Here is a 24,951-nt window from a genome sequence, read left to right as displayed (position 1 = left end):
CTCTCACCTTTGCGCATAAAATGGATTCTATCACAGTTTGACCAACCGTCTTTAATGATAGCCTAAGACTATAATTAGAATATATACAATTATCTTTAACTATTAATTTAGATATCCTATACTAATACTCAAGCTTCAAAGCTTTTTAATTCAATTCCCCCAACCAAGGAGAAAACCATGCCATTAGAAAACCGTGAAGGACAAACCGTTCCCAATGTAATCTGGCCCACACAACAAAATAACAGCTGGGTCAATATTTCCACCGATGACATTTTTAAAGGCAAAACCGTCGTACTATTTGCGCTTCCTGGCGCCTTTACCCCCACCTGCTCCAGCAGCCACTTACCGCGCTACAATGAGTTAGCACCGGTCTTTAAACAAAATGGCGTCGATGAAATCGTCTGCCTTTCTGTGAATGACACCTTTGTGATGAATGCATGGGCCAAAGATCAAGAGGCACAACATATCACCATGATCCCTGATGGTAATGGTGAATTTACCGCAGGCATGGGCATGTTAGTCGATAAGAGTGATCTAGGTTTTGGCATGCGCTCTTGGCGTTATTCTATGTTGGTCAAAGATGGCGTCATTGAAAAAATGTTTATTGAACCGGATGTACCTGGCGATCCTTTTGAAGTGTCTGATGCAGATACCATGCTTCGCTATATTAATCCTGAAGCGAAACCCCCTAAATCGGCAACCCTCTTCACGAAAGCCGGCTGCCCTTTCTGCGCCAAAGCCAAAAAAATGCTTGAAGAGGCTGGCATTAACTATGAGGAGATTGAAATTTCCAATCATGAGATCACCTCTCGCACGCTGCGTGCTGTCACAGGCAAAGACACCGTGCCACAAATCTTTATTGAAGGGGAATATATCGGCGGTTCAGAAGAGCTGGAAAAGGTCTTAGCCCATAAAGCGTAAATGCTAAAATAATGACTATTATTTTAAAGGGGCTAAGCGCCCCTTTTTTATCCCCCATTTTTATTCAAGGAGTTTATTATGCAGCAGTATGACTATGATTTAATCGCCATTGGCGCGGGCAGCGGCGGCCTTTCCGTCGTGGAACGTGCGCGCGAGTATGGGGTTAAATGTGCTGTGGTCGAAGCCAAAAAAGTGGGTGGCACCTGCGTCAATATCGGCTGCGTGCCCAAAAAAGTGATGTGGTTTGGTGCCCATATTGCCGAAGCGCTCAGAGATGCCCCCGACTACGGCTTTGATTTACAGGTTGAAAGGTTCGATTGGCACAAACTGGTGACACAACGCGAAAATTATATTCAAAACATTACCACCTGGTATCAAGGCTATTTACAAGAGCTCGGCGTGGATCTAATCCAAGGCTGGGGAAGTTTTGTCGATGCGCACACCATTGAAGTGGACGGTAAACGCTATACCGCCAAAACCATTGTGATTGCCCCCGGCGGACAACCGCTCATTCCGCAAGAGGTGGAAAATGCCGAACTGGGGCTCACCTCTGATGGCTTTTTTGCCCTCACGGAACAGCCGAAAAAGGTGGCCGTGGTCGGCTCGGGTTACATTGCCGTCGAGCTCGCCGGCGTCTTTCAAGCACTCGGCACCGAAACCCATCTGCTGAGCCGAAAAGATTTAGTGTTGCGCGGATTCGATGACATGATTCGCGAAACCCTTACCGACGCCATGATTGAGGCAGGTATTCAAAAAGCGTACCACTTCAAAGTCACCAAATTAGAAAAAACGGCAGAGGGCACCTTAAACATTTACGCCGATGATGGTCGCATTCTCAAAGGTTTTGACCAAGTCGTCTGGGCTGTCGGTCGCACCACCCTCACCGAACCGCTTAAACTGGAAAATGCCGGCTTGAGCATTAATGGAAAAGGCTTTATCGAAGTCGATGACTACCACCGTACTGCTGTAGACAATATCTATGCCATTGGCGATGTCACTGGACAACCACAACTCACCCCAGTCGCCATTCGTGCTGGACGCTATCTGGCAGAGCGTCTTTATAACAACAAGCCTGAACTGAAAATGGATTTAAGTAAAGTACCCACGGTGATTTTCTCTCACCCCCCTGTCGGCACCATCGGCTTGGCCGAACATGAAGCGCGCAGGCAGTATGGACATGATCATGTGGAAGTGTTCACCTCGATCTTCACCCCCATGCGCTACGCTTTTACCCAACATCAAATCAAAACTGCGCTAAAACTGGTGACTGTCGGCGAAGAGAAAAAAGTGGTCGGGATTCACATTGTCGGCGATGGTGCCGATGAGATGCTCCAAGGGTTTGCCGTCGCCGTGCAAATGGGCGCCACCAAAGCTGACCTCGATGCCACCATTGCCATTCACCCCACCAGTTCAGAAGAGCTGGTCACCATGCGGCCAATGATTTTTAAATAACAAAACGCCTAAAATCCCCAGTCCTGCCACCCTGTAAAATCACTAAAAAACCCTTTTCAAGCCTAGCAGGACTGGGAATTCTGGCATTTTTTAATCTTTATCTCAATTTTTCAATCCTTGCAAATCCGCATCTTGTCGAATACGCAAAAAGACAGGATGACGTGGATGACCCTGCTGAGTCTTGCCCATAAACTTAAACGTCACCACCGCGCCAATTTTCGGTGGATGTGCACGAAGTGCATCGGTCAACCCACTGCCCAGGCGCACATTTTGACCATTGCTCATCTGACAGAGCAAAGCGCCCACCTTACCTTGATACTTACCTTTGCCTGGACGATAACCGACGACTTCACACTCTGCCTCCTCAAAAGGTTTTAATTTCAATGCGGTCGCTAGGCGCCCTGTTTGATAGGGGAGATCTGCCCGCCGTACCACCAAACCTTCACCCCCTCTCTGAATCACTTGGTGAAATGCTTTCTGTAAAACCTGCTCACGATTCACCGGATGCTGAGCGATGATATGGATAAAGGAGGCAGGATGACGCTGCAAAAAAGTGCGCAATTTTGCCAAGCGCTGTTTTAACCCACCCGGCTGATTAGGCACTTCAAAAATCTGATAGTGAATCTGTCGCCAGCGTGAATCGGGCTGTTGCTGCCGCACAATCGAGACTGTCTGCGCAAACTGTCCGCGCCCCGACCACAACTCCCCATCAATCGCAAACGGTGGCAGAGCCGCTAAAAACCAAGCCGGCGCATGAATCACTTTACCACCACGAGAGAATAGGTCATGCCCATCCCAAAAAGCGCGCACCCCATCAAACTTTTCACTCCAAACCCATTGCCCCTGCGTGAGGTCCACTGAGTGATAGGGTTTTAGGAGCATTATGTCGGGTTGATGATCAGGGCTTTTTGCCCAACCACTGGAAAAGAAAACCAGCCCCCAAAGAAGACAAAGAAACCAAAGAAAACGCACAATTACCGCCTTATGCCACAAGAGAATTTGGATCATTATACGGGCATTGTGATCAAAATAAATGGTGCCCCCTCACAGACTCGAACTGTGGACCTACCGATTATGAGTCGGGTGCTCTAACCAACTGAGCTAAGGGGGCAAAGGAAAAGGTAAGAATTGGGATTTGAATTTTGCGGTATTATAAAGGAATTGTCATCATTTGTTAGGAGAATTTACCAGCCCATCGATGGTTATCGGTCAATGGGCTGATGCAACCTATTTGATTATTCTAAAAAGCTTTTCAGGCGATCTGCTCGGCTAGGATGGCGAAGCTTGCGCAAGGCTTTGGCTTCTATTTGACGGATACGCTCGCGCGTCACATCAAACTGCTTACCGACCTCTTCTAAAGTGTGATCGGTATTCATTCCCAATCCAAAACGCATTCTCAATACCTTCGCTTCTCTAGGCGTTAAGGTGTTGAGCATATCCCGAACGGTCTCACTCATCCCTTCTAAATCTGCTGTCTCGGCAGGGGATAAAATATTTGCATCTTCGATGAAATCTCCCAATGAGGAGTCTTCATCTTCACCCACAGGCGTTTCCATAGAGATGGGTTCTTTGGCTATCTTCATCACCTTACGAATCTTATCTTCTGGCATCTCCATCTCTTCTGCCAACTCTTCTGGTGTCGGTTCACGCCCCATTTTTTGTAAAAGCTGACGCTGAACACGATTGAGCTTATTGATGGTCTCAATCATATGCACGGGGATACGAATAGTGCGCGCTTGATCCGCAATGGAACGGGTGATCGCTTGACGAATCCACCAGGTGGCATAGGTTGAAAACTTATACCCACGGCGATATTCAAATTTATCCACCGCTTTCATCAAACCGATATTACCTTCTTGGATCAAGTCCAGGAACTGCAAGCCTCGGTTCGTGTATTTTTTGGCAATGGAGATCACCAAACGCAAATTGGCTTCGACCATTTCCCGTTTCGCAACGCGTACACCTCTTTCAGACTTACTCAATCCGGTATACACCTCCTTATAATAGGAGATCGGCATCTTTTCTGCCTTTTCAATCATCGCTAGACGCTTCTGATTGCGTTTGATATCCTCTCTCGCCGCTTCAAGCTGCTCGGCTTTTTCGGGAACACGTTCTTTTAAGCGATCGACCAATGTATAATCTGTTTCTTTGCCAACAAATTCCTCAATAAAGTCTTTTCTTGGGACCCCTATTTTGCGAACGATAATTTCGACTAAATTGCCTTCATACTCGCGAATCTGCTTAATTCTTGCTTTAATGTCTTTAATCAATTGATTACTAAAGGCTGGGGTGAGCTTAACGGTGCGCAAATGGTCAATGACCGCTTGGCGTTTTTCCTTCGCACGTTCATCACGAATGCCATATTTTTCTTCTGCTTCAATCGCCGCTTTATTGAGTTTTTTCAACTCGCGAACAAAAGCTTCCACATCTTCTGGCTTAATCGTATTGTCACGCGGTTCACCACTTTCATTATCAGGTGAAAGCTCTTCAATGGGCACATCTTCTAAGTCTTCTGGACGGATAAATCCTTGGATCACATCGGCTAGCTTACCCATGCCCTCATCCATCTGCTCAAATACTTGCAATACCGCATTAGCGGTAATCGGATATTTCGCCATCGCATCCAGCATATCACGCGTGCCATGTTCAATCCGCTTGGCAATCTCAATTTCACCCGTGCGAGAAAGCAATTCCACCGACCCCATCTCGCGCATATACATCCGCACTGGATCCGTGGTGCGACCAAATTCTGCATCCACTTCTGCCAAGGCGGCCATTGCAGCTTCCGCCGCGGCTTCATCGAAAATCCCACCTTCTTGGGCAATCAATTCTTCTTCATCTGGTGGAGAGTCAAATAAACGAATCCCGAAGTCTTTCAAAATGGTGATGACCTGCGCCAGCTGGTCCTCTTCCACATCTTCAGTCATGACATCATTGATATCCGCGTAGGTTAGATAGCCTAACTCTTTTGCGCGTTCAACTAAATCAATAAGTTGTTGTTTTCTTTCTACTCTTGTTGTCATGTTCGCCTCATATTCAACTTCAACGCCCAGATTTTCGTCTGGTGACATGGAAAAATGGAACCGTATATTATACTACTTAACTTTTATATAGTGCTATTTTTTAAAATTTCTACTCTTTACACTTTATTTTTCTCGTGACGTCAGCAGTTGTTGTAAATTTTGTAATGCCAACTTATCCCAACCCGCTTGTTTCACCTGCTGAGTGGCCATTTTTTTAGCCAGCTGCTGCATCAATGCATTAAACTCCGTTTTTAAAAAGACATCTTCATCGGGTAATTCAGACCGCTGGATCAAAGCAAGTGTTTCAGACGTTTGCGATCTTTGTAGCCAAGCGAATATCGGCTCAACCGAACCTTGATGTTTATTGAGCAGATGAATCACATTGGCCAATAGCGCGTAATCTGCGCCCCCAAGATTTGCCACATCTTGCGCAAAACCAGGGTAAAACACCTGGTTCCATTGAGGGCGCTTTAACAACAAACGAATCAATTTGATCGGCAAAGAGACCACTTTTATCGTGGGAGAGGTCTGCTGGGATTTTGGGGCTTTAGGCGTGGCAAACCCTGAACGCACGCCCATCTCTTTTTCAATGCGCCAAGTCGGCAGCTGCACCTGTTCGGCAACCGCTTCAGCCAGCAAAAACTGATAAAGCCCCTGCGCTTTTTGCACATAGGGCGTAGCTAAAGCGACCAGATGCTGGCGTCCTTCTGCGCTGCTTAAGGGGGCTTTCAGCTGATTCTGCAATCCTTCTATTAAAAATTGTGACAGCGATAAGGCCGTATTGACGCGGGATTGAAACCCTTCCGAACCCTCTTTGCGCACAATGGAGTCGGGATCCTCCCCCTTCGGCAGAAAAAGAAACTTCACCGAGCGCTGTTCACCCATTAATGGAATACATAAGTCCAAGGCTTTCCAAGCCGCTTTGATCCCCGCTTCATCGCCATCAAAACAGAAAACAATCTCATTCACTTGACGAAACAGCAGCTCTAGATGCTCAAGCGTGGTCGCTGTTCCCAAGGTGGCGACCGCATTCCGGATGCCAAATTGCGCTAAGGCGACCACATCCATATAGCCTTCAACCACAATAATATGATCAAAATGTTGACGCGCCTGCTTCATCTCATAGAGACCATACAGCGTATAACTTTTATGGAAAATCGGCGTTTCCGGTGAATTCAGATATTTGGGTTGTCCCTCTCCTAGGATACGCCCACCAAAAGCGATGACTCGTCCGCGAATGTCTCGAATGGGAAACATAATTCGATCACGAAAGCGATCATAAATGCGTCCTGCTTCATTTTTAATCAACATGCCGGCTTCAATAAGCTGCTGCGTGAGCCCCTCATCTGCCTTCAAAGCCGGTTGCAGATTTTGCCAGTCGTCTGGGGCATAGCCAATCACAAATGTCTTAGCGATCTCTGCACTTAAACCGCGCTGTTTTAAGTAATCCTTAGCCCGCTTCGCTTGGGGATGATCTCGGAGTTGATGGCGATAGTATTTTGTCACGGAATGCATCACTTCATAGAGATCTTGCTGCTGCCTCTGCTGCACCACCTTTTGCTGGGAACGCTTTTCATAAGGCACTTCCAAGCCATACATACTGGCCAACTGCTCAACGGCATCCACAAAAGGCAAGCCGTCATACGCCATAATGAATTTCAAAGCATCGCCGCTGGCACCGCAGCCAAAGCAGTGATAAAACTGTTTCTGTGGATTGACATTAAAAGAAGGGGTTTTCTCCGAATGGAAGGGACAGCACGCTTTGTAGTTGCTGCCAGCTTTTTTCAATGGCACACGCTGTTGAATCACCTGCACAATATCCGCACGATTCAGCAAGTTTTCAATAAATGTACGAGGAATGGTTCCTCGGACTGGCTTTGACGAATTGGCCATCGTAAATCAGTCAGCTCCATTGCACATGGACAAAAACACAAAAACCCACTCAAATGAGTGGGTTTTCTAACCTGAAAAGCAAAGGCAGTTGATTAATGAATCAACTAACTTAACTTAGCCTTAATCAATTTACTGACTTCACCCATATCGGCGCGACCTTGCATCTTAGGCTTGAGTATGCCCATCACCTTGCCCATCTCTTGCATGGAGCTGGCACCTGTTTCTGCCAAGGCTTCATCCACCATCTGCTCAATCTCTTCGGGTGTTAGCGGTTGCGGCATAAACTCTTGGATGACGGTAATTTCATAGGCTTCTTTTTCCGCCAATTCTGGACGGTTTGCATCGGTATATTGCTTGATCGAATCACGACGCTGCTTCACCATTTTGTCTAGCACTGCTAGGACACCGGCATCATCCAAAGTCGTCTGATTATCAATTTCAACTTGCTTAATTGCAGCTTGAATGGTACGAATCACAAGAAGACGATCTTTATCTTTCGCCTTCATGGCCGTTTTCATTTCTGCCGTCAGTTGATCTTTCAGGTTAGACATCTATCTACCCTTAATATTTACGAACTGCATTCACGCGTTCACGAGACAGACGCTTAGCTAAACGCTTAACAGCCGCAGCTTTTTTACGTTTACGCGCCCAAGTAGGCTTCTCATAATATTCACGCTTACGCACTTCAGTTAAGATGCCTGCTTTTTCTACAGCGCGCTTAAAACGACGCAAGGCAACGTCAAAAGGTTCAGTATCTCTTACTTTTACGGTTGGCATAATCTCTTCTCTTAAAATTTTAATTCGGTTTCAATGTCTGCTGCGCCTTAGAATTAAGCGCAGATAACGGAAAACGAGAATTATAATTTTATTGACTTTATATTGCAAATTTTATTTAGTCTCCGATGCAGTAAAGCTTTACACGTTTCATCATCACCTAAAAATTGCGTTATAATCCGGTCTCTTTGACTCACATTTTGAGATCATGCATGATTGTTTTAGGCATTGAAAGCTCTTGCGATGAAACCGGCATTGCCATTTATGACACCGATAAAGGTTTGATTGCCGACACCCTCTATTCTCAAATTGCGCTACACGCTGAATACGGTGGCGTGGTGCCGGAACTCGCCTCTCGCGATCATATACGCAAGCTAACCCCTTTAATTCAACAAACCCTAACAGACGCCCAACTCTCCGCTCAACAGATCGAAGGCATTGCTTACACCAAAGGTCCCGGACTGATGGGCGCGCTTTTAGCCGGCAGTGCCGTGGCGCGCAGTTTAGCTTTTGCTTGGAATATTCCAGCCATTGGCGTTCACCATATGGAAGGGCATCTTTTGGCGCCTATGTTAGAAGCGAACGCCCCGAAATTTCCTTTTATCTGCTTACTGATTTCCGGCGGCCATACGATGATTGTTAAAGTGGAAGGCATTGGCCGTTATGAAATCCTAGGCGACACACTGGATGACGCCGTTGGGGAAGCATTCGACAAAACCGCCAAAATGCTAGGATTGGGCTATCCCGGTGGACCCATCGTCTCACAAATGGCGCTTAAAGGTGACCCCAACCGCTTTCAATTTCCACGCCCCATGGTCGATCGACCCGGCCTAGACATGAGCTTTAGCGGCCTTAAAACCTTCACTTTAAATACCTGGTTAGCAGCTAAGGAAAAAGGCGATGACAGCGCACAAACACAAGCAGACATCTGTCGCGCATTCGAATTGGCGGTAGCGGACACCTTAAAAATCAAATGTCAACGCGCCTTAAAACAGACCGGCTACCAAACTCTAGTAGTGGCCGGTGGTGTCAGTGCCAATCGAGAAATTCGACAACAGCTCAGTGACTTAATGGAAAAATTGGACGGGCAAGCCTTTTACCCGCGTCCAGAATTTTGTACTGATAATGGGGCGATGATTGCTTATGCAGGTGCTCAAAGATTATTAGCCGGACAACAGGAAGATTTAAGTTTTGCGGCCAATCCTCGCTGGCAGCTGACAGAACTATCCCCCATTTAACTCAGCGTTGAATGAGGTCTTCTTCGCCCTTAATGAGTCGCTGGATATTGGAACGATGGCGCCAGATTAACAGTGCGCTCATCAATCCACTGCCCCACACCCAACTCATTTCCCCCGATAGCCAATAGATATAAAAAGGAGCCAACACCGCAGCAATCAGCGCTGAGAGGGAAGAGATTTTCATCACCTTGGCCACAAAGAGCCAGGTCGCAGCCACTGCTGCACCAATCCAGGGCGATAGCCCAAACATCACCCCCAACATCGTCGCCACCCCTTTTCCGCCTTTAAAGCCAAAAAAGAGCGGATATAAATGCCCCAAAAAGGCCGCAAAACCGACTAAAAAAACAACCTCAGGCGGCCAGCCTAAGCCATTGACAATCGCCACCGGGATCAACCCCTTGAGCATATCCCCTAACAAAGTAATGGCAGCGGGCTTAGTCCCATAAAGTCGCTTAACATTGGTGGCACCTGGATTGCCAGAGCCGCCTTCTCGCGGATCCCCCAACCCCATTAAGCGACAGACAATAATGGCTGAGGAAAGCGATCCCAATAAATAGGCCACCACAACTGCCAACCCTTCAATTCCAATCATCTCTAACACACTTTATCTCTCATTCTGCAATGGGGACATTTTAGCTGATATAATGAAAAAATGACTCACTTTGTACCGAGAACGCCATGTCTGCATCCACACCCCCTCGAAAACTTGATACCATTTTTATCCACCAACTGCGCGTAGAAGCTGTCATTGGCGTCTATGATTTTGAGAAAGAGAAGCCTCAACCTTTATTGTTAGACTTTGAATTAAAAGTGGATTTACACGACGCAGGGAAAAATGATGATTTAACAGAGACGGTGGATTATGCAGAAGTGGCTCAACAGGTAATTAGGCATATTCAACAGACGCGCTATGAACTGTTAGAGGCTTTAGCGGAAGCGCTTTGCCAACAGCTATTCCAAAAGTTTGCTGGCATTAAGGCCATTACCCTCACCCTATTCAAACCCGAAGCCGTCAAAGAAGCTGAAACCGTCGGCATCCGTATTGAACGGCAACGCCCTTAAACGCCCTCGGCTTCTATTTTCTTCTGCTCAGCAATGGCCGCTTTCAGTTGTGGGATAATCTGCTCCATGTAAACCACCGCTTGATGCTGTGTGATCTTATCCATCTCTCGATAATCTTCTTCAAACTGGCGCGCATTGGTACGGCTTAAATTTTTCAAAACCTTTTGATACAGTTTTTGATCCGTGGAAAGGCGCACTAAAGTCACTAACTGACCAGGCGTCAATTTGGACAAAAAGTGTTGCAGGACTCGATCATCAGCCCTCACCAACTTATCTGCCAGGGCACGAAAAATCGAAAGTTTTTTCTCTAAATCTTCACTTTGGGATTGCCCCTTTTTAAGATAAAGATTAATCACTTCATGGAGACTTTTAACCACTTCCGGCGTGAGTTCGATCGTAACAGGCTCAACCTCTAAAGCAAAGTTTTGATTTTTGAGTTTCTTAACCGAAATTTCCATTCAACAGCTGCCTTAAATATATTGCGTATTTTCATTAAAGAACTCGATTTCACCTCTCTGCTCCATCTCAAACATCCGCTCAGCAATGCGACGAATACTGGCTTTAATCGCTTCTTCGGAAGGCATCTCGTTCTGTTGCAAATCTTGCTCTATCTGTTTAGCCAGCAAGACACCTAGATTTTTCAACACGCGTTTGACAAACTCAGCATCATTGGACACTTGCAGAAGCACCACGATATCCTTAGGATCCACAGTCCTTAATAATAACTGCATACCTTTATCATCTAGCTCATTCATTTTAAGTCCCAGCTGGATATAGCTTTGAATTAAATGTGCAGAGCTGTTTTGCGTAATGGCATTTTCTAGAGAGAGATTGAGCAACTCTAATGAAAAACGCCCTAACCGAAGCCAGGCACACCCAACATGCACCAGCCATTCAGATTCCGATACCCTTTTAATCCCAACCTTCATCTTATTTCCTAAAACTTTTATGATGACTCTTTCAAAGCAAAACGCTTGCCAATAGCGACCCTACCCTTATAATAAAGCCACTTTAATGTACAATCATAAACTATCTATGAAATCTCATCGCCAACTCCCTGAGCCTTCAGCGGAAGCCAAAGCACGCAGTGAACAACTGACGCAAAAAATTCGCCAATATCTCAACCGTGCCGGTCAGATGACCTTTGGCGAGTATATGCAGCGCGCGCTCTACACGCCTAATCTCGGCTATTATGCCAATGGTCTTCCCAAAATTGGGGCGCAAGGCGATTTTGTAACCGCCCCGGAAATCTCCCCCCTTTTTTCTCAATGTGTTGCCAATCAAACACAACAAGTGTTGGAACAGATTCCCTCCCATAAAACCATATTGGAATTTGGTGCCGGTCGCGGTGTAATGGCCAGAGATATTTTATTGCATTTTATCGAACAAGAGTGGCCCTTGGAGCACTATTTTATTTTAGAGCTCAGTGCTGATCTCAAAGCGGTACAACAGCAGACCTTAGCCCAAGCCTTACCCCAAGCATGGTTAGACAAAGTACACTGGCTGGATAAACTCCCTGAATCCCCTATCCATGGGGTCATTTTAGCCAATGAAGTACTAGATGCCATGCCATTTGAACGCCTGCATTTTTCAGAAGATCAAGCCTCGATGGGCTATGTGATTTATGATAAAGCCCAAGCCAAATTTACTTGGGATTTCCGCCCGCTGACCGACCCCAAATGGCAAAAACAGGCCAACCAGCTGCTCCATATCATTGGCAACCCAACGACTCACAACCCGAAAGGCTACTGGACAGAAATTCACCCCCATATTGCCCCTTGGCTGAAGAGCGTGAATGAGGTGCTTGCAGAAGGTTTAGTCTTGCTCATTGACTATGGTTATACACGCCAAGAGTACTACCAAAATGCGCGCTATATGGGGACGCTGCGCTGCCACTATCAACATCGTGCCCATAGCGATCCTTTTTTCTATCCTGGTTTACAAGACATTACCACACACATTGATTTTACCCAAGTTGCCGAATCGGGGTTTGATGCGGGCTTTAAGGTCGCGGGCTTCACCACGCAAGCCCATTTTTTAATGGGCAGTGGCCTCTTACAAGCCCAACCCAGTACAAGTACCGATATCACAGAGCAGCTAAAATTTGCGCAACAGGTCAAAACCTTAACCCTACCAGATGAGATGGGAGAAACCTTTAAGGTGATCGCCTTGACCAAAAACTATGATCACCCACTGATGGGCTTTATGTACCGCGACTTACGCCACACGCTTTAAGGAGAAAATTTGATGGATATTTTTCAAGCCGCTATTTTAGGCCTAATTGAGGGGTTGACAGAATTTTTGCCCATCTCTTCTACCGGCCACTTGATTATCACCGCGGATCTATTGGGGCTCGACCAAAACAGTGAAAACAAAGCCTTTGAGGTCATTATCCAAGTGGCCGCCATTTTGGCAGTGATCAGCCATTATCGTGATAAGTTCAATCTAGAACATTTCCGCCTCTGGGGCAATATTTTCATCGCTTTTCTTCCCATTGGCATTCTTGGCTTGCTGTTTCACCATCAGATCAAAGAGCTGTTTACCGTGACCACGGTCGCTTGGATGTTTATTATTGGCGGGGTGATCTTTTTAATTATGGAGGCGCTCTACAATGAAGGCACCCATCGCACCCGTAAAGTTGAAGATCTCTCTATGACTCAAGCCTTCTGGATTGGCATCGCACAAGCTTTTGCACTCATTCCTGGCACCAGTCGCGCCGGTGCTTCCATTGTGGGGGCGATTGCCGTAGGACTGGATCGCAAAGCGGCGGCAGAGTTCTCTTTTCTACTCGCCCTGCCCGTCTTAGCGGCGGCTTCTGGTTTTGATTTGCTCAAACACTATCATGAATTTGCCGCCACCAGCTGGGAACCCCTTGCCGTCGGCTTTGTGGTAGCCTTTATCACTGCCTATGCCGTCATGACGCTGTTTATTCGCTTTTTAGAGCACTTTACCTTCCGCGTTTTTGGATGGTATCGTATTATTTTCGGGGTGATATTACTGATTGGGTTTGCCTAACTTTATCCCCCGACTTCACAAAAAGAGTATCACCATGAAACTTTACAGCGCCCACCAAGCCCAACAGTTAGATAAAACGGCCATCGAACAACTCGGCATGCCCAGCATCCTGCTCATGAAGCGCGCAGCAATGGCCGCGCTCGCACATATCCAAACGCACTATCCAACGGTACAAAAACTGCATATCATCTGCGGCATTGGCAATAATGGCGGTGATGGCTATATGCTTGGTCAATTGGCTACCATGGCGGGCTATCAGGTCGAAATGTTTCAGGTCGGCCCCACCCACAAAATTAAAGGCGATGCGCTGACCGCCTTACATGAACTGGTCGACTGCGGACTCAATCCCTATCCATTGACCCCACAAGCGCTAACGGATGCAGAATTGATCATTGATGCCATTTTCGGCATTGGACTGAAGCGCCCAGTTGAGGGGCAGTTTGCAGAAGTGATTCAGCTCATCAATACGCATACAAAACAGAATCTAGTACCCATTCTAGCTTTAGATGTGCCCTCAGGCATTGATGCCACCACCGGTGCAAAGCTGGGCATCGCCACGCAAGCGACACACACGCTCAGTTTTATCGTACCTAAGATGGGGCTCTATCAAGCAGAAGGCAAGGCGCATGCGGGTCGCATTTTTATTCATGACCTATTCCTTCACCAAGAACAGCCTGAACTGATACTACAAATCCCTTATATTGCTGAAACCTTAAATACCCAAGCAGCGACTCTCACTTCAAATTGGTTGCAGCGCCCTGCGAATACCCATAAGGGAAGCTATGGAACAGCGCTGCTCATCGGTGGCGATCAGAGTATGATGGGTGCCCTTTTGTTAGCAGGGAAAGCGTGTCTCACGACGGGGGCTGGCCTAACCCAATTGGTGGCCCAGCCAGCACATCAAACCGCAATCACCCAAGCACAACCAGAACTGATGGTCTTTGAAGCATCACAACTTGCCGCCCGACTCTCCCCTGCAAAAGCCATTGGTATCGGACCTGGCTTAGGACAAAAGCGCTGGGGAAAGGCACTATTTGAACAAGTGCTTTCTCATCTCTTAACGGATGAAAGCAAACATTGGGTTTTAGATGCTGATGCCTTAAATCTTTTAGCGGCTCAACCATCTTTAGAGAACCGATTCTCCAATCGGGTGATCCTGACGCCTCATCCAGGCGAAGCTGCAAGACTGCTTAAAACCTCAACGGATGCGATTCAGAGAGACCGCCTGGAAGCCATTTCTCTACTGCATGAAACCTACGGCGGCATTTGGATACTGAAAGGGTGCGGAACATTGATTTTTGATGGCGCCTCGACTTGGCTGTGCACACAAGGCAATGCCGGCATGGCCACGGGCGGCATGGGAGATGTTTTAACCGGCATCCTCACCAGCTTATTGGCGCAAGGCTTTTCACCTTTGGCCGCCGCACAACTCGGCGTTTTTCTCCATGCGCAAGCGGCTGACCAAGCCATTCAGAACCAAAATCTTCCGACCCTGACACCTTCTGACGTCATCCAACAGCTCAAAACGTTAAATACCGTCATGCAACCTGATTGAGTCCACTTTAGGGCAAGAAAGCTTTAAACTGCTGAATGCTCTCATAAAGGGCTTCTTCACTGTCCGCCACAAGATTAATGTGCCCGAGCTTACGACCGGGGCGTTCTTCTTTGTCATAGAGATGGAGAAAGGCTTTAGGGTGCCGCAACACTTGTTCAACGGGACCGGTTTGACCAATGATATTAATCATTGCCGCCAAAGGTTGTCGGGGTTCAGGACTGCCTAAAGGCAGTCCGGTGATCGCACGAATGTGGTTCTCAAACTGGTCGGTATAGGCGCCCTCTATGGTCCAGTGGCCTGAATTATGTACGCGAGGCGCCATCTCATTGGCCACCAATCCTTGATCGGTTTCAAAGAATTCTAAAGTCAAAACGCCCACATGATCCAACGCCTCTAATAAGGCGCGCATATACGCTTCGGCTTGCTGTTGCACTGTCTCTGAAAGATTGCGTGCTGGCGCAATGGTATAACGCAAAATCCCCTCATGATGCACATTCTGCACCAATGGATAAAACACCTGTTCATTATTTTGGTTGCGCGCCGCAACCATGGAAAGTTCCCGCTTAAAATTCACAAACCCTTCTAGAATCAATTCACGGCCGCCAATCTCATCCCAGGCCTGGGCAATTTGATCTTCGCGCTTAATCACAAACTGACCTTTGCCATCATAGCCTTCTGTAGTCGTTTTCAATACAGCTGGCAGCCCCAGCGCAGCCACTGCTTGCTGAAGGTCTGTTAGAGATTCCACAATTTGATAAGGCGCACAGGGAATGCCTAAATCGGTTAATAACGCTTTTTCACGCCCACGATGCTGAGAGATATAGAGGGATTTTTCACTGGGGTAGACGGGAACGGTCTGACTGATTTTTCGCACCAACTCAATATCTGTGTTTTCACTTTCATAGGTGATCACATCGGCAAATTTTACTAAGGCTTCTATCGAATCGGTCTCATCGGAGTGCTCGAACATATGCCCCAATAAGCCGGATGGCTCATCTTTTGAAAACCCATAAAAACCAAACTTTTGTCCTAAAGGATAACCCGCAATGGCAAGCATCCGGCCTAATTGTCCGGCGCCTAAAACGCCCACTTTTTTACTAAAGGGTGTCATATATTTCGTATTCCTTTGATGCTTAAAAGCGAAAAGCAAAAACGCCAGCAATCGCTGGCGTTTAAAACCTTATTGACGCGGATCACTTCCTGCCAACACCGCTTCGGTCTGCTGCTGGCGGAACTGTTTAATCGCTTGCCGAATGTCTGGGCGACTGTTGCCGACGATTTGGGCGGCTAAAATGCCGGCATTTTTCGCTCCCGCCTCGCCAATGGCCAAGGTGCCCACCGGCACGCCACCAGGCATCTGTACGATGGAAAGCAATGAATCCTGACCACTCAAAGCACGTGATTGCACCGGCACCCCCAAAACGGGCACGACGGTTTTCGCTGCGACCATACCAGGCAGGTGCGCAGCGCCCCCTGCACCCGCAATAATCACCTCTAACCCTCGTGCTTCAGCTGAATCTGCATACTCAAACATCAGATCTGGCGTGCGATGCGCAGAGACCACCTTCACTTCATGCGGTACCCCCAGTTTTTCCAACATCTCTACCGCATGTTGCATGGTTGGCCAATCCGATTTTGAACCCATAATTACACCGACTAAAGGCTTATACTGATTCGTTGCTCCGGCTTTTGCAGTCATTTCAAGGTCTCTTTAAAAAAACCGTTTATTATAGAGGATATAAACTCAGAAACCAAGTAACCGTTTAAATCTCTCTCACAAAATAGGTATTTCCACCTTGATTTTTAGCTGTTTTTTTCGCCTTAGTCGCTTCAGAAGCCAATTTTTGGGGGTGATCCACATGTTCAGGATGCACCTTCAGCACCCCTAAAGACAAACTCATTAAGGGAAAAAACGTTTTTTCGCCCTGTCGATTCAGCCCCTCTATCCCCCCGCGTTTTTGATCTTCTTGCGAATAAAACCGAACCACCCGCTGACGGAATTGTGTCAATATGAGCTCACACACCCTCTCGTAATCATGCTCAGCATCCATAATGACCACAAAGTCATCCCCGCCTATGTGCCCGACAAAGCTTGGATATTGGTTAGAGATTTCAGTCAAAATATGAGCAATCTCTACGATGACCTGATCCCCTTCATCAAAGCTGTAATAATCATTAAAGGGTTTAAAGTTATCCACATCCACATAAATCACCACAAAGGGTCGATCACCCGATAGATATTTTTTAATGGTTTTTTGAATCGGCTTATTCCCAGGTAAGCCTGATAAGGGATTGGCATGCTGCGCGCTTTGAATTTGTAAATTCGTCATTGCCTTAAGCAAATCGATAAAAGAAGCGACCCCCTTATACTTTCCAGTCCCGTCTTCAGTGATGATAAAGGCCTTACGTTCACGCGTTCGATCACTGGTCAGCAAACGACTCACGGCAATCAAATCCATTTTTTCATCAAAGATATAGGGCTCTTTATCCATGACATCAGCTACTGTTTTGCGCGTATAGAGCTCGCGAATATAAGGCCTGGCAAGATTGGCGATATATTCTTCCCGATAAATCATGCCCACTGGCTTTTGCTCAGCGTTTAAGACTGCAACCCATTCATACTCACTATTTTTTAACAGCAGACGATCTAACTTTGCAGCGGAATAATCAGGTGGAATCGTTAAGTCCGGTGCCGCAATACTACCAACCGTCTCTTCATAATCCAGATCTTGATGAATGTGATTTTGACGACTCCATAAATATTTGGGCTGAAACACGATCTTTGGCTGCGGTTTTGCTAATAAAAACCCCTGTACATAGTCAACACCTAAAGTCTCAATCACCCTCAGCTCACCTTCAGACTCAATCCCCTCCGCAATCACCTTCGTCCCCATCTTTTGCGACAGGGTCAACATCACTTCTAAGAAATTCTTTTTCTCTGGGTATCGGTTCACATCTTGGATAAAATGACGATCAATTTTGACAAAGTCAGGTTTCACTTCGGACCAGATACGCAAGCCATTGTAGCCACTACCCAAATCATCCACAGCCACTAAAAAGCCCATCTCTCGGTAGTGCTGAATGGAATTTAAAAACTGCTCATAATCCTCAACCGGCTGCAGCTCCGTTAATTCAATCACCACCTGTTCGGGTGAAATCCCAAGCTCTTTTAGACATTGCAATGTGCGCCCTGATTGAGTCGTTTTTTGTAAAAGATTAACGGTGACATTTAAAAACAACTTGATTTGATTCTTATGAATGGAGGCTTGCTCTTTGTAATTCGCAATCGCAACTTGCCGCGCCAACCAATCCATCTCATCCAAGCAACCATACTCCGCTGCTGCACCAAATAAATTTAACGGGCTATATAATGGAGATTGCTCAGGCCCACGTGTTAAGGCTTCAACTGCATAAACTTGATGCGTTTTTAAGTCTACAATTGGCTGAAAAACCGTACTTAATGCGTGTTCTGAAAAAATTTTAAGGAATGTTCTCCCTAAATGGGTTTTAGAAAGCTGAGAGACCTTTTGTTCATTCAAAATATCAGGCCCAACCTGCTTACAAAACGCAATCATCGTTGCCCTCCAAACAGCTTTTTTAGCAAATGATCCACCTTAACTCAACAGCCATGACATTTTGATGACATATCACCCTATAAAGCAGCCATTTTGCACTTCTTACCTCAGAACGTTATAATGAACTTTTACGCGCCGATTTGATTATCAGCTTGCGGGCGCATTAAAAGTACGGCTAAAGCGAGGTTCCTGCCGAGCTCCGTACCTCATTTAACAAATGTGAGGACAACTTCCATGACAACCACTGTTTTTACTTCCGAATCGGTCTCTGAAGGCCATCCCGATAAAATTGCTGACCAAATTTCAGACGCCATGCTCGATGCCATCTTGGCGCAAGATCCACGTGCGCGTGTGGCCTGCGAAACCTTTGTCAAAACCGGCATGGTGCTAATTGGCGGTGAAATCACCACCGAAGCTTGGGTGGACCAAGAGGAGCTGGTGCGCAATGTGGTGCGCGACATTGGCTATGACCGAGGGGAGCTTGGTTTTGATGCCGATACTTGTGCGGTCTTAACCGCGATTGGGAAACAATCACCTGAAATTGCTCAAGGCGTGGATGAAACCATTGAACATGAGCAGGGCGCTGGTGATCAAGGCTTAATGTTTGGTTATGCAACCAATGAAACCGATGTACTCATGCCGGCGCCTATCTTTTATGCACACCGCTTAATGGAACGCCAAGCTGAGCTGCGCAAATCCAAGCGTCTGCCTTGGTTGCGCCCCGATGCCAAAAGTCAAATCAGCTTACGTTATGAAAATGGTCAACCCGTCGCCATTGATGCAGTGGTCCTCTCCACGCAACATGACCCAGACATCAGCCAAAAAGATCTAAAAGAAGCGGTGATGGAAGAGATCATTCTACCCATCCTGCCTCAACAGTGGTTACATGCCGGTACAAAGTACCACATTAACCCCACCGGTCGCTTTGTGATTGGAGGACCTGTTGGTGATGCAGGGCTTACAGGTCGAAAAATCATTGTCGACACCTATGGGGGGATGGCTCGACATGGTGGGGGTGCTTTCTCGGGGAAAGACCCTTCGAAAGTAGATCGTTCTGCCGCCTATGCGGGTCGTTATGTAGCGAAAAACATTGTGGCCGCAGGCTTGGCGGACCGTTGCGAGATTCAGATTTCTTATGCCATTGGCGTCGCAGAGCCCACCTCGATCAGCATCGAGACTTTTGGCACCGAAAAAATTGCCGTGCAAACCATTGAACAGCTGGTACGAGAATACTTTGATTTGCGCCCCAAAGGGTTGATTAGCATGCTCGATCTCTATCGCCCCATCTATCAAAAAACCGCGGCTTATGGTCATTTTGGACGCGAGCTGCCCGATTTCACCTGGGAAAAAACCGATAAAGCAGAAGCCTTGCGTCAAGACGCGGGGCTCTAAAAGGAGCTACCATGAGTTGCTTAAATCCGCATTTAAAATCGCAACAAAAGTATCCGCAATCTTTAAGTTTAGAGGTGTTTCCACCGCGCACAGATGAGGGGATGGAAAAGCTTAAGCAAACCATAAAGGCGCTCGGAGCGATTCACCCTGAATATATTTCTGTCACCTATGGTGCAGGGGGGACCACCCAAGAGCGCACGGTAGAAACCGTCACTTTTATTCAGAAAGAGACCCCTTTTGAAGCCACGCCGCATCTCACCTGCATTGGCGCCACTAAAGAGAGTATTGCCCAACTGCTCGAAACCTATCAAACCTTGGGAATTCAACGCATTGTGGCCTTGCGCGGAGACATGCCCTCAGGGATGATGGATCCGGGGGAGTTTAAATACGCCTCTGACTTAGTGCGTTTTATTCGTGAAACCACCGGCGATACCTTTAAAATTGAAGTGGCCGCCTATCCAGAAACTCATCCGCAAGCGCGTAACTGCGATGAAGGGATTCGACATTTTAAAACCAAGGTCGATGCCGGTGCAGATGAGGCGATTACCCAGTACTTTTTTAATGCAGACAGCTATTTCTACTTTATTGACAGCTGTGAAAAGGCTGGGATTGATCTCCCCATTGTGCCCGGCATTATGCCGATTACCAATTATGAACAGCTGATTCGTTTCTCATCCATGTGTGGCGCAGAAGTGCCCCGCTGGCTTAAATGCCGACTGGAAAGTTTTGAGAACGATGTCGAAAGTTTACGGGCGTTTGGTCAAACGTTTATTACCGAACTTTCGCAGCGGCTGCTCGATGCGGGCGCACCTGGCTTGCATTTTTACAGCATGAACCAAGTGCACCCCACTTTAGAGATCGCCCAAGCGCTTACATTCAAGGATTAAACCATGCGACGAACTCGGTTTTTCTTGCCGAAACCCCTCCAAGCAGGAGAGGTGATCAGCTTGGATAAAGCGCAAACCCACTATGCGCTCAATGTACTGCGTCTCAAAAATGAACATCCCGTTGAACTGTTTGACGGTGAGGGGCATCAAGCTATCGGCACTTTGAGGGTAACCGGTCGACGTTCCGCGGATGTCTATATTGAAGCCCTCGAAAACGTTGATCGCGAATCGCCCCTCCACACTATCCTCTTACAAGGGATTTCCAAAGGGGATCGCATGGATTTCACGCTACAAAAATCGGTCGAACTTGGCGTGACCGAAATTCAACCTTTATTCACTCAGCGTTGCGATGTCAAACTCTCAGACGACAAGCTAGAAAAACGCCTACAGCACTGGCAAGGCGTCATTCAGTCCGCCTGCGAACAGTGTGGACGCAATCGCTTGCCTAAGCTTTACTCGCCGATGAGCTGGCAAGCCTATCACTCTCAAACAGGCCCACTGCAGGGTTTAATCCTAGACCCGAAAGCAGCCCACACTTTCAAAACCTTACCTGACCATTTAGCCACACACCCCATTCATCTTTTTATTGGCCCCGAAGGCGGGCTCACAGAGGAAGAGATTCAACAAGCGCAAGCCAAAGGCTTAACCCCCACACGACTGGGGCCGAGAATCCTGCGCACTGAAACGGCAGGACTGGGGATTTTAGCCGCCCTGCAAGCTCGGTGGGGGGATTTTTAACCCCTTTCTATATTGTGACCCAGCCTGTTTTAGGTACAATGTATTCATTAAACAAAAAGAAACGTCTATGCCCTCAACCAATCAAGTTCCCCATTTACAAACCGCGCTCACAGGCCCACTTCAAGAGCTGGAGCAACATGCGATTAGCCACAGCAAACAGATTGAGGCTTGGTTTCGCAAACAGTTCCAATTAACACCCCCCCCTTTTTACTGCTCGGTGGATTTGCGCAATGCAGGGTATAAACTGGCGCCAGTGGATACCAATCTCTTTCCCGCAGGCTTTAACAATCTTCATCCCGATTTACGCCCTTTAGCGATTCAAGCCGCGCAACAAGCGGTACAAGCGGCGTGTCCCATTGCGGATGGGGTGCTGATTATTCCGGAAAATCATACACGCAATCTGTTTTATCTGGAAAATGTCTCTGTTTTACGGGACATTCTGGAGAATGCCGGTTATGAAGTGCAGATCGGCTCTCTCAATCCAGACATCACCGAACCCACCACCATTGACCTGCCCTCTGGCAATCAACTGGTCTTAAAACCCCTTAAAAGAAAGGGTAATCAAGTCGGTGTCGATGACTTTTTTCCCTGTGCAGTTCTGCTAAACAATGACCTTTCAAGTGGCCGACCGGAAATTTTGGAAAATATCGAACAAACGCTGCTACCGCCGCTCGATTTAGGCTGGGTCAATCGCTATAAAACGGACCATTTCCGTCACTATGAAACGGTGGCACAAGCGTTCGCCGAGCTCATCGACATTGACCCTTGGATGATCACCCCAAAATCCGTGGCGTGTGGCCCCATTAATTTTAAAGAACGTATTGGATTGGAATGTTTAGCCGGTGCGGTCAACAGCGTCCTGGAAGAGACACAACGGCAGTATGAAAAACACCACATCTCCTGCAAACCTTTTGTCATTGTTAAATCTGACAGTGGCACCTATGGCATGTCCATTATGTCGGTTAAAAATGCAGAAGATGTACTCAACCTCAATCGCAAACAGCGTAATAAGATGACCTCTGTCAAAGAGGGGTTGTCGGTCGATCAAATGCTGGTGCAAGAAGGCGTTTACACCTATGAAAACATTGATGGCGCCGTGGCAGAACCTGTCGTCTATATGATTCACAATCATGTGATTGGGGGCTTCTATCGCGTCCACACTGGAAAAACCACGACCGATAACCTGAACTCTCCTGGAATGCACTTTCTGCCCATCTCTTTTGAAAGTGCGGGCGTCACGCCAGATAGTCAGCAGACACCGGACGCTTCCCCCAACCGCTTTTATGCTTATGGTGTCGTCGCGCGTTTAGCACTACTGGCCGCCGCACGTGAAATTGCCGAAGCCAAACAAAAGCAGGAGCAAGCTACCTCATGAGACCCCTTAAAGTTGGCGTAGTAATGGACCCCATTGCGTCCATCAAACCCCATAAAGACAGCACCTTTGCCATGTTGCTCGAAGCACAAAAACGCGGGCATGATCTCTGGTATATGACGCCGCAAGATCTTTTTCTTAAAAATGGAGAAGCGTGGGGGCAGCAGAGTGAACTCAAGGTATGGGATCGACCCGACCCTCATAGTGAAGCGCAATATTATGGCTTTGGCGGCACTTTTGACCTGCCGCTCTGCGAACTGGATATGATCCTCATACGCCAAGATCCCCCCTTTAATAATGACTATCTTTATAGCACCCAACTGTTGGAAATTGCGGAAAAAGCGGGCGTGCTCGTGATCAATAAACCGCAAAGTCTGCGTGACTGCAATGAAAAGCTATTTGCACAATGGTTTCCCGATTGCATCCCTCCAACACTGGTCTCGGCTCAGCCTGAACGCATACACCAGTTTATCAATGACCATCTCGACACCATTTTAAAACCACTGGATGCAATGGGGGGCAGCTCTATTTTTCGCGTGAAAAAAGGCGATCCCAATACCCATGTGATTATTGAAACCATGACCGATTTTGGTCGCCATCACATTATGGCACAGAGCTATCTCCCTGAAATTAAGGATGGCGATAAACGCATTCTGCTCATCGGCGGCGAACCGGTTCCCTATGCATTGGCCCGCATCCCTGCAGAAGGCGAAACGCGTGGCAATCTGGCTGCGGGGGGCACCGGCATTGGTCAACCGCTTAGCGAACGCGACTATTGGCTCTGCCAACAGATTGCCCCCACCTTAAAGGCCAAAGAGCTTCACTTTGTCGGCCTAGATGTCATTGGCGATTACATCACCGAAATCAATGTCACCAGCCCCACCTGTATTCGCGAGCTGGACCGTCAGTTTGACCTCAATATTGCCGGACAACTGTTTGACCATTTAGAACGTCTATTGTGAGCCCCACAAAGTTTGACCGCAAACTCCTAACCCATTTTGGGCGTTTTATCCTGCTGATTTTCGGATTGACTCTACTGGTCAGCAGTTGTCAATGGCCGAGCAGTCCTCCGCAACCCATTCGCCAAACCTTCTATGTGTTTGGTACCGTCGTCAATATTGAACTCTATGCACAAAATCCTCAACAAGCGAACCGAGCCATTCACCAAGTGGAACAGCGGTTTCAGCAATTTAATCGCGACTGGCACGCTTGGGAAAAAGGGGGGATTGTTGCACGCATTAATCAGGCGATTGCCGAGCAAAAGTCGATTCAGGTGCCCCTCACGGTCAAAAACTTTATTCTCAAGTCACAACAACTCAGTCACCGCAGTCAAGGTTATTTTGACCCCGGCATTGGCGGTCTCATTGCCCTATGGGGCTTTCATGCCAATACTTGGCACGGACCACCCCCTAGCGCCAAAGCGATTCAAGCCTATCTCAATGCCCACCCTTCTATTCATGCGATCACCTTTCATGGCAATACCCTTATCTCCCACAACCCACAAGTCTCCCTCGACTTTGGGGGGAATGCCAAAGGGTTAGCGTTGGATATGGCGATGCAGACCCTGCAAAAAGCGGGCATTGAAAATGCCGTGGTCAATATCGGTGGGGACATGCGTATTCATGGCCACAAACCTAACGGCCAACCCTGGCGCATTGGTATTCAAGATCCGCAAAACCCCCAAGGAGCACCCATCGGCGTGCTAGCGCTTCAAGGGGATGAAAGCATTGTCACCTCTGGCACCTATCAGCGCTACTATCGCTGGCACGGCAACCGCTACAGCCATCTGCTGAATCCAAAAACCGGCTACCCTATTGATCATGAAGGGCAGCATTTTATCTCCGTCACCGTCATTCACCCCGATGCCACCACTGCCGATGCTGCCGCCACTGCCCTCATTGTCGCCGGCCCCAAACATTGGCAAACGGTTGCGCAACAGATGGGCATTACCCAAGCGCTCCTGATTGACAACCAAGGCAGATGCTACTTCACAGACCGCATGCAACAGCGGTTTAAGCCGAGCCATTAACCCCTTAATTTGCCGACCTTCCCCT

Annotated in this window: 24 protein-coding genes and 1 tRNA gene; 13 read left to right on the top strand and 12 right to left on the bottom strand. The window is 47.5% G+C overall.

Going from position 1 to position 24,951, the window contains the following annotated elements:
* The first annotated feature begins 177 nt into the window (after positions 1-177).
* Positions 178-921 carry a glutathione peroxidase gene (locus tag ACYQ05_RS07870; RefSeq protein ID WP_459819957.1) on the top strand — a complete coding sequence of 248 codons (744 nt, stop codon included), beginning with the start codon at positions 178-180 and terminating at the stop codon, positions 919-921.
* Between the two features lie 78 nt (positions 922-999).
* Positions 1,000-2,373: a glutathione-disulfide reductase gene (gorA, locus tag ACYQ05_RS07865; protein ID WP_459819955.1), complete on the top strand. Its 1,374-nt coding sequence runs from the start codon at positions 1,000-1,002 to the stop codon at positions 2,371-2,373.
* Between the two features lie 102 nt (positions 2,374-2,475).
* Here gorA and ACYQ05_RS07860 read toward each other — a convergent pair whose 3' ends face one another.
* The 6 genes from ACYQ05_RS07860 to rpsU form a co-directional block, all read right to left on the bottom strand.
* On the bottom strand, positions 2,476-3,381 hold the full coding sequence (locus tag ACYQ05_RS07860; protein ID WP_459819953.1) for a DNA ligase: 906 nt from the start codon (positions 3,379-3,381) through the stop codon (positions 2,476-2,478).
* A 26-nt stretch (positions 3,382-3,407) separates the two neighbouring features.
* Positions 3,408-3,484: transfer RNA gene (locus tag ACYQ05_RS07855), tRNA-Ile, on the bottom strand.
* Positions 3,485-3,608: 124 nt separating this feature from the next.
* Positions 3,609-5,396, bottom strand: a complete 1,788-nt coding sequence (rpoD, locus tag ACYQ05_RS07850) for an RNA polymerase sigma factor RpoD (protein ID WP_459819951.1) — start codon at positions 5,394-5,396, stop codon at positions 3,609-3,611.
* Between the two features lie 123 nt (positions 5,397-5,519).
* Positions 5,520-7,289 (bottom strand): DNA primase, encoded by a 1,770-nt coding sequence (gene dnaG / locus ACYQ05_RS07845; RefSeq protein ID WP_459819949.1) that lies wholly within the window; start codon positions 7,287-7,289, stop codon positions 5,520-5,522.
* 104 nt (positions 7,290-7,393) lie between these two features.
* Positions 7,394-7,840, bottom strand: a complete 447-nt coding sequence (locus tag ACYQ05_RS07840; protein ID WP_459819947.1) for a GatB/YqeY domain-containing protein — start codon at positions 7,838-7,840, stop codon at positions 7,394-7,396.
* A gap of 10 nt (positions 7,841-7,850) precedes the next feature.
* Complete coding sequence (gene rpsU, locus ACYQ05_RS07835) at positions 7,851-8,066, bottom strand: 30S ribosomal protein S21 (protein WP_459819945.1); 216 nt, start codon at positions 8,064-8,066, stop codon at positions 7,851-7,853.
* A gap of 209 nt (positions 8,067-8,275) precedes the next feature.
* Between rpsU and tsaD the strand changes: the two genes are divergently transcribed.
* Positions 8,276-9,301 (top strand): tRNA (adenosine(37)-N6)-threonylcarbamoyltransferase complex transferase subunit TsaD, encoded by a 1,026-nt coding sequence (gene tsaD / locus ACYQ05_RS07830; RefSeq protein ID WP_459819943.1) that lies wholly within the window; start codon positions 8,276-8,278, stop codon positions 9,299-9,301.
* A 1-nt stretch (position 9,302) separates the two neighbouring features.
* Here tsaD and plsY read toward each other — a convergent pair whose 3' ends face one another.
* On the bottom strand, positions 9,303-9,893 hold the full coding sequence (plsY, locus tag ACYQ05_RS07825) for a glycerol-3-phosphate 1-O-acyltransferase PlsY (RefSeq protein WP_459819941.1): 591 nt from the start codon (positions 9,891-9,893) through the stop codon (positions 9,303-9,305).
* Positions 9,894-9,979: 86 nt separating this feature from the next.
* Between plsY and folB the strand changes: the two genes are divergently transcribed.
* Positions 9,980-10,363, top strand: coding sequence for a dihydroneopterin aldolase (folB, locus tag ACYQ05_RS07820; RefSeq protein WP_459819939.1), 384 nt, complete (start codon positions 9,980-9,982; stop codon positions 10,361-10,363).
* Here the strand turns inward: folB and ACYQ05_RS07815 are convergent.
* Together ACYQ05_RS07815 and ACYQ05_RS07810 are read right to left on the bottom strand one after the other, a co-directional pair.
* The gene (locus ACYQ05_RS07815) at positions 10,360-10,821 is read right to left on the bottom strand and encodes a FliG C-terminal domain-containing protein (protein WP_459819937.1); all 462 of its coding nucleotides are present in this window, start codon (positions 10,819-10,821) and stop codon (positions 10,360-10,362) included. The genes folB and ACYQ05_RS07815 overlap by 4 nt on opposite strands.
* Positions 10,822-10,833: 12 nt before the next feature.
* A complete protein-coding gene (locus ACYQ05_RS07810) occupies positions 10,834-11,292 on the bottom strand; it encodes a FliG C-terminal domain-containing protein (RefSeq protein WP_459819935.1) in 459 nt (152 codons plus the stop codon).
* A gap of 85 nt (positions 11,293-11,377) precedes the next feature.
* Here ACYQ05_RS07810 and ACYQ05_RS07805 point away from each other — a divergent pair, with 85 nt between their 5' ends.
* The 3 genes from ACYQ05_RS07805 to ACYQ05_RS07795 are packed head-to-tail and all read left to right on the top strand — an operon-like array spanning position 11,378 to position 14,933.
* Positions 11,378-12,598: a class I SAM-dependent methyltransferase gene (locus ACYQ05_RS07805; protein WP_459819933.1), complete on the top strand. Its 1,221-nt coding sequence runs from the start codon at positions 11,378-11,380 to the stop codon at positions 12,596-12,598.
* Positions 12,599-12,610: 12 nt separating this feature from the next.
* Positions 12,611-13,378, top strand: a complete 768-nt coding sequence (locus ACYQ05_RS07800; RefSeq protein WP_459819931.1) for an undecaprenyl-diphosphate phosphatase — start codon at positions 12,611-12,613, stop codon at positions 13,376-13,378.
* 34 nt (positions 13,379-13,412) lie between these two features.
* Positions 13,413-14,933, top strand: a complete 1,521-nt coding sequence (locus ACYQ05_RS07795; protein WP_459819929.1) for an NAD(P)H-hydrate dehydratase — start codon at positions 13,413-13,415, stop codon at positions 14,931-14,933.
* Positions 14,934-14,940: 7 nt separating this feature from the next.
* Here the strand turns inward: ACYQ05_RS07795 and ACYQ05_RS07790 are convergent, their stop codons facing one another.
* The 3 genes from ACYQ05_RS07790 to ACYQ05_RS07780 all read right to left on the bottom strand — a co-directional run bounded on the left by ACYQ05_RS07790 (position 14,941) and on the right by ACYQ05_RS07780 (position 18,508).
* Entirely contained in the window at positions 14,941-16,044 is a 1,104-nt protein-coding gene (locus ACYQ05_RS07790; RefSeq protein ID WP_459819927.1) for a 5-(carboxyamino)imidazole ribonucleotide synthase, read from the bottom strand.
* Positions 16,045-16,113: 69 nt separating this feature from the next.
* On the bottom strand, positions 16,114-16,632 hold the full coding sequence (gene purE / locus ACYQ05_RS07785) for a 5-(carboxyamino)imidazole ribonucleotide mutase (RefSeq protein WP_459819925.1): 519 nt from the start codon (positions 16,630-16,632) through the stop codon (positions 16,114-16,116).
* Between the two features lie 64 nt (positions 16,633-16,696).
* On the bottom strand, positions 16,697-18,508 hold the full coding sequence (locus ACYQ05_RS07780; protein ID WP_459819923.1) for a GGDEF domain-containing protein: 1,812 nt from the start codon (positions 18,506-18,508) through the stop codon (positions 16,697-16,699).
* Between the two features lie 234 nt (positions 18,509-18,742).
* On the opposite strand from ACYQ05_RS07780, the gene metK reads away from it, so the two are divergent.
* The 6 genes from metK to ACYQ05_RS07750 all read left to right on the top strand — a co-directional run bounded on the left by metK (position 18,743) and on the right by ACYQ05_RS07750 (position 24,926).
* Positions 18,743-19,900 (top strand): methionine adenosyltransferase, encoded by a 1,158-nt coding sequence (metK, locus tag ACYQ05_RS07775; RefSeq protein ID WP_459819922.1) that lies wholly within the window; start codon positions 18,743-18,745, stop codon positions 19,898-19,900.
* Between the two features lie 11 nt (positions 19,901-19,911).
* Complete coding sequence (gene metF / locus ACYQ05_RS07770; RefSeq protein ID WP_459819921.1) at positions 19,912-20,787, top strand: methylenetetrahydrofolate reductase [NAD(P)H]; 876 nt, start codon at positions 19,912-19,914, stop codon at positions 20,785-20,787.
* Positions 20,788-20,790: 3 nt separating this feature from the next.
* Positions 20,791-21,525, top strand: a complete 735-nt coding sequence (locus tag ACYQ05_RS07765; protein WP_459819919.1) for a 16S rRNA (uracil(1498)-N(3))-methyltransferase — start codon at positions 20,791-20,793, stop codon at positions 21,523-21,525.
* Positions 21,526-21,592: 67 nt separating this feature from the next.
* Complete coding sequence (gene gshA, locus ACYQ05_RS07760) at positions 21,593-22,900, top strand: glutamate--cysteine ligase (protein ID WP_459819918.1); 1,308 nt, start codon at positions 21,593-21,595, stop codon at positions 22,898-22,900.
* Positions 22,897-23,859 carry a glutathione synthase gene (gene gshB, locus ACYQ05_RS07755; RefSeq protein ID WP_459819916.1) on the top strand — a complete coding sequence of 321 codons (963 nt, stop codon included), beginning with the start codon at positions 22,897-22,899 and terminating at the stop codon, positions 23,857-23,859. Before gshA ends, gshB begins: the two co-directional genes overlap by 4 nt.
* Positions 23,856-24,926: an FAD:protein FMN transferase gene (locus ACYQ05_RS07750; protein ID WP_459819915.1), complete on the top strand. Its 1,071-nt coding sequence runs from the start codon at positions 23,856-23,858 to the stop codon at positions 24,924-24,926. The genes gshB and ACYQ05_RS07750 overlap by 4 nt, the downstream gene beginning before the upstream one ends.
* Positions 24,927-24,951: the final 25 nt, after the last annotated feature.

This window comes from Galenea microaerophila, from assembly GCF_054657255.1.
The sequence above is the reverse complement of the archived record's forward strand: the minus strand, read 5'-3'. Positions and strand labels throughout refer to the sequence as shown.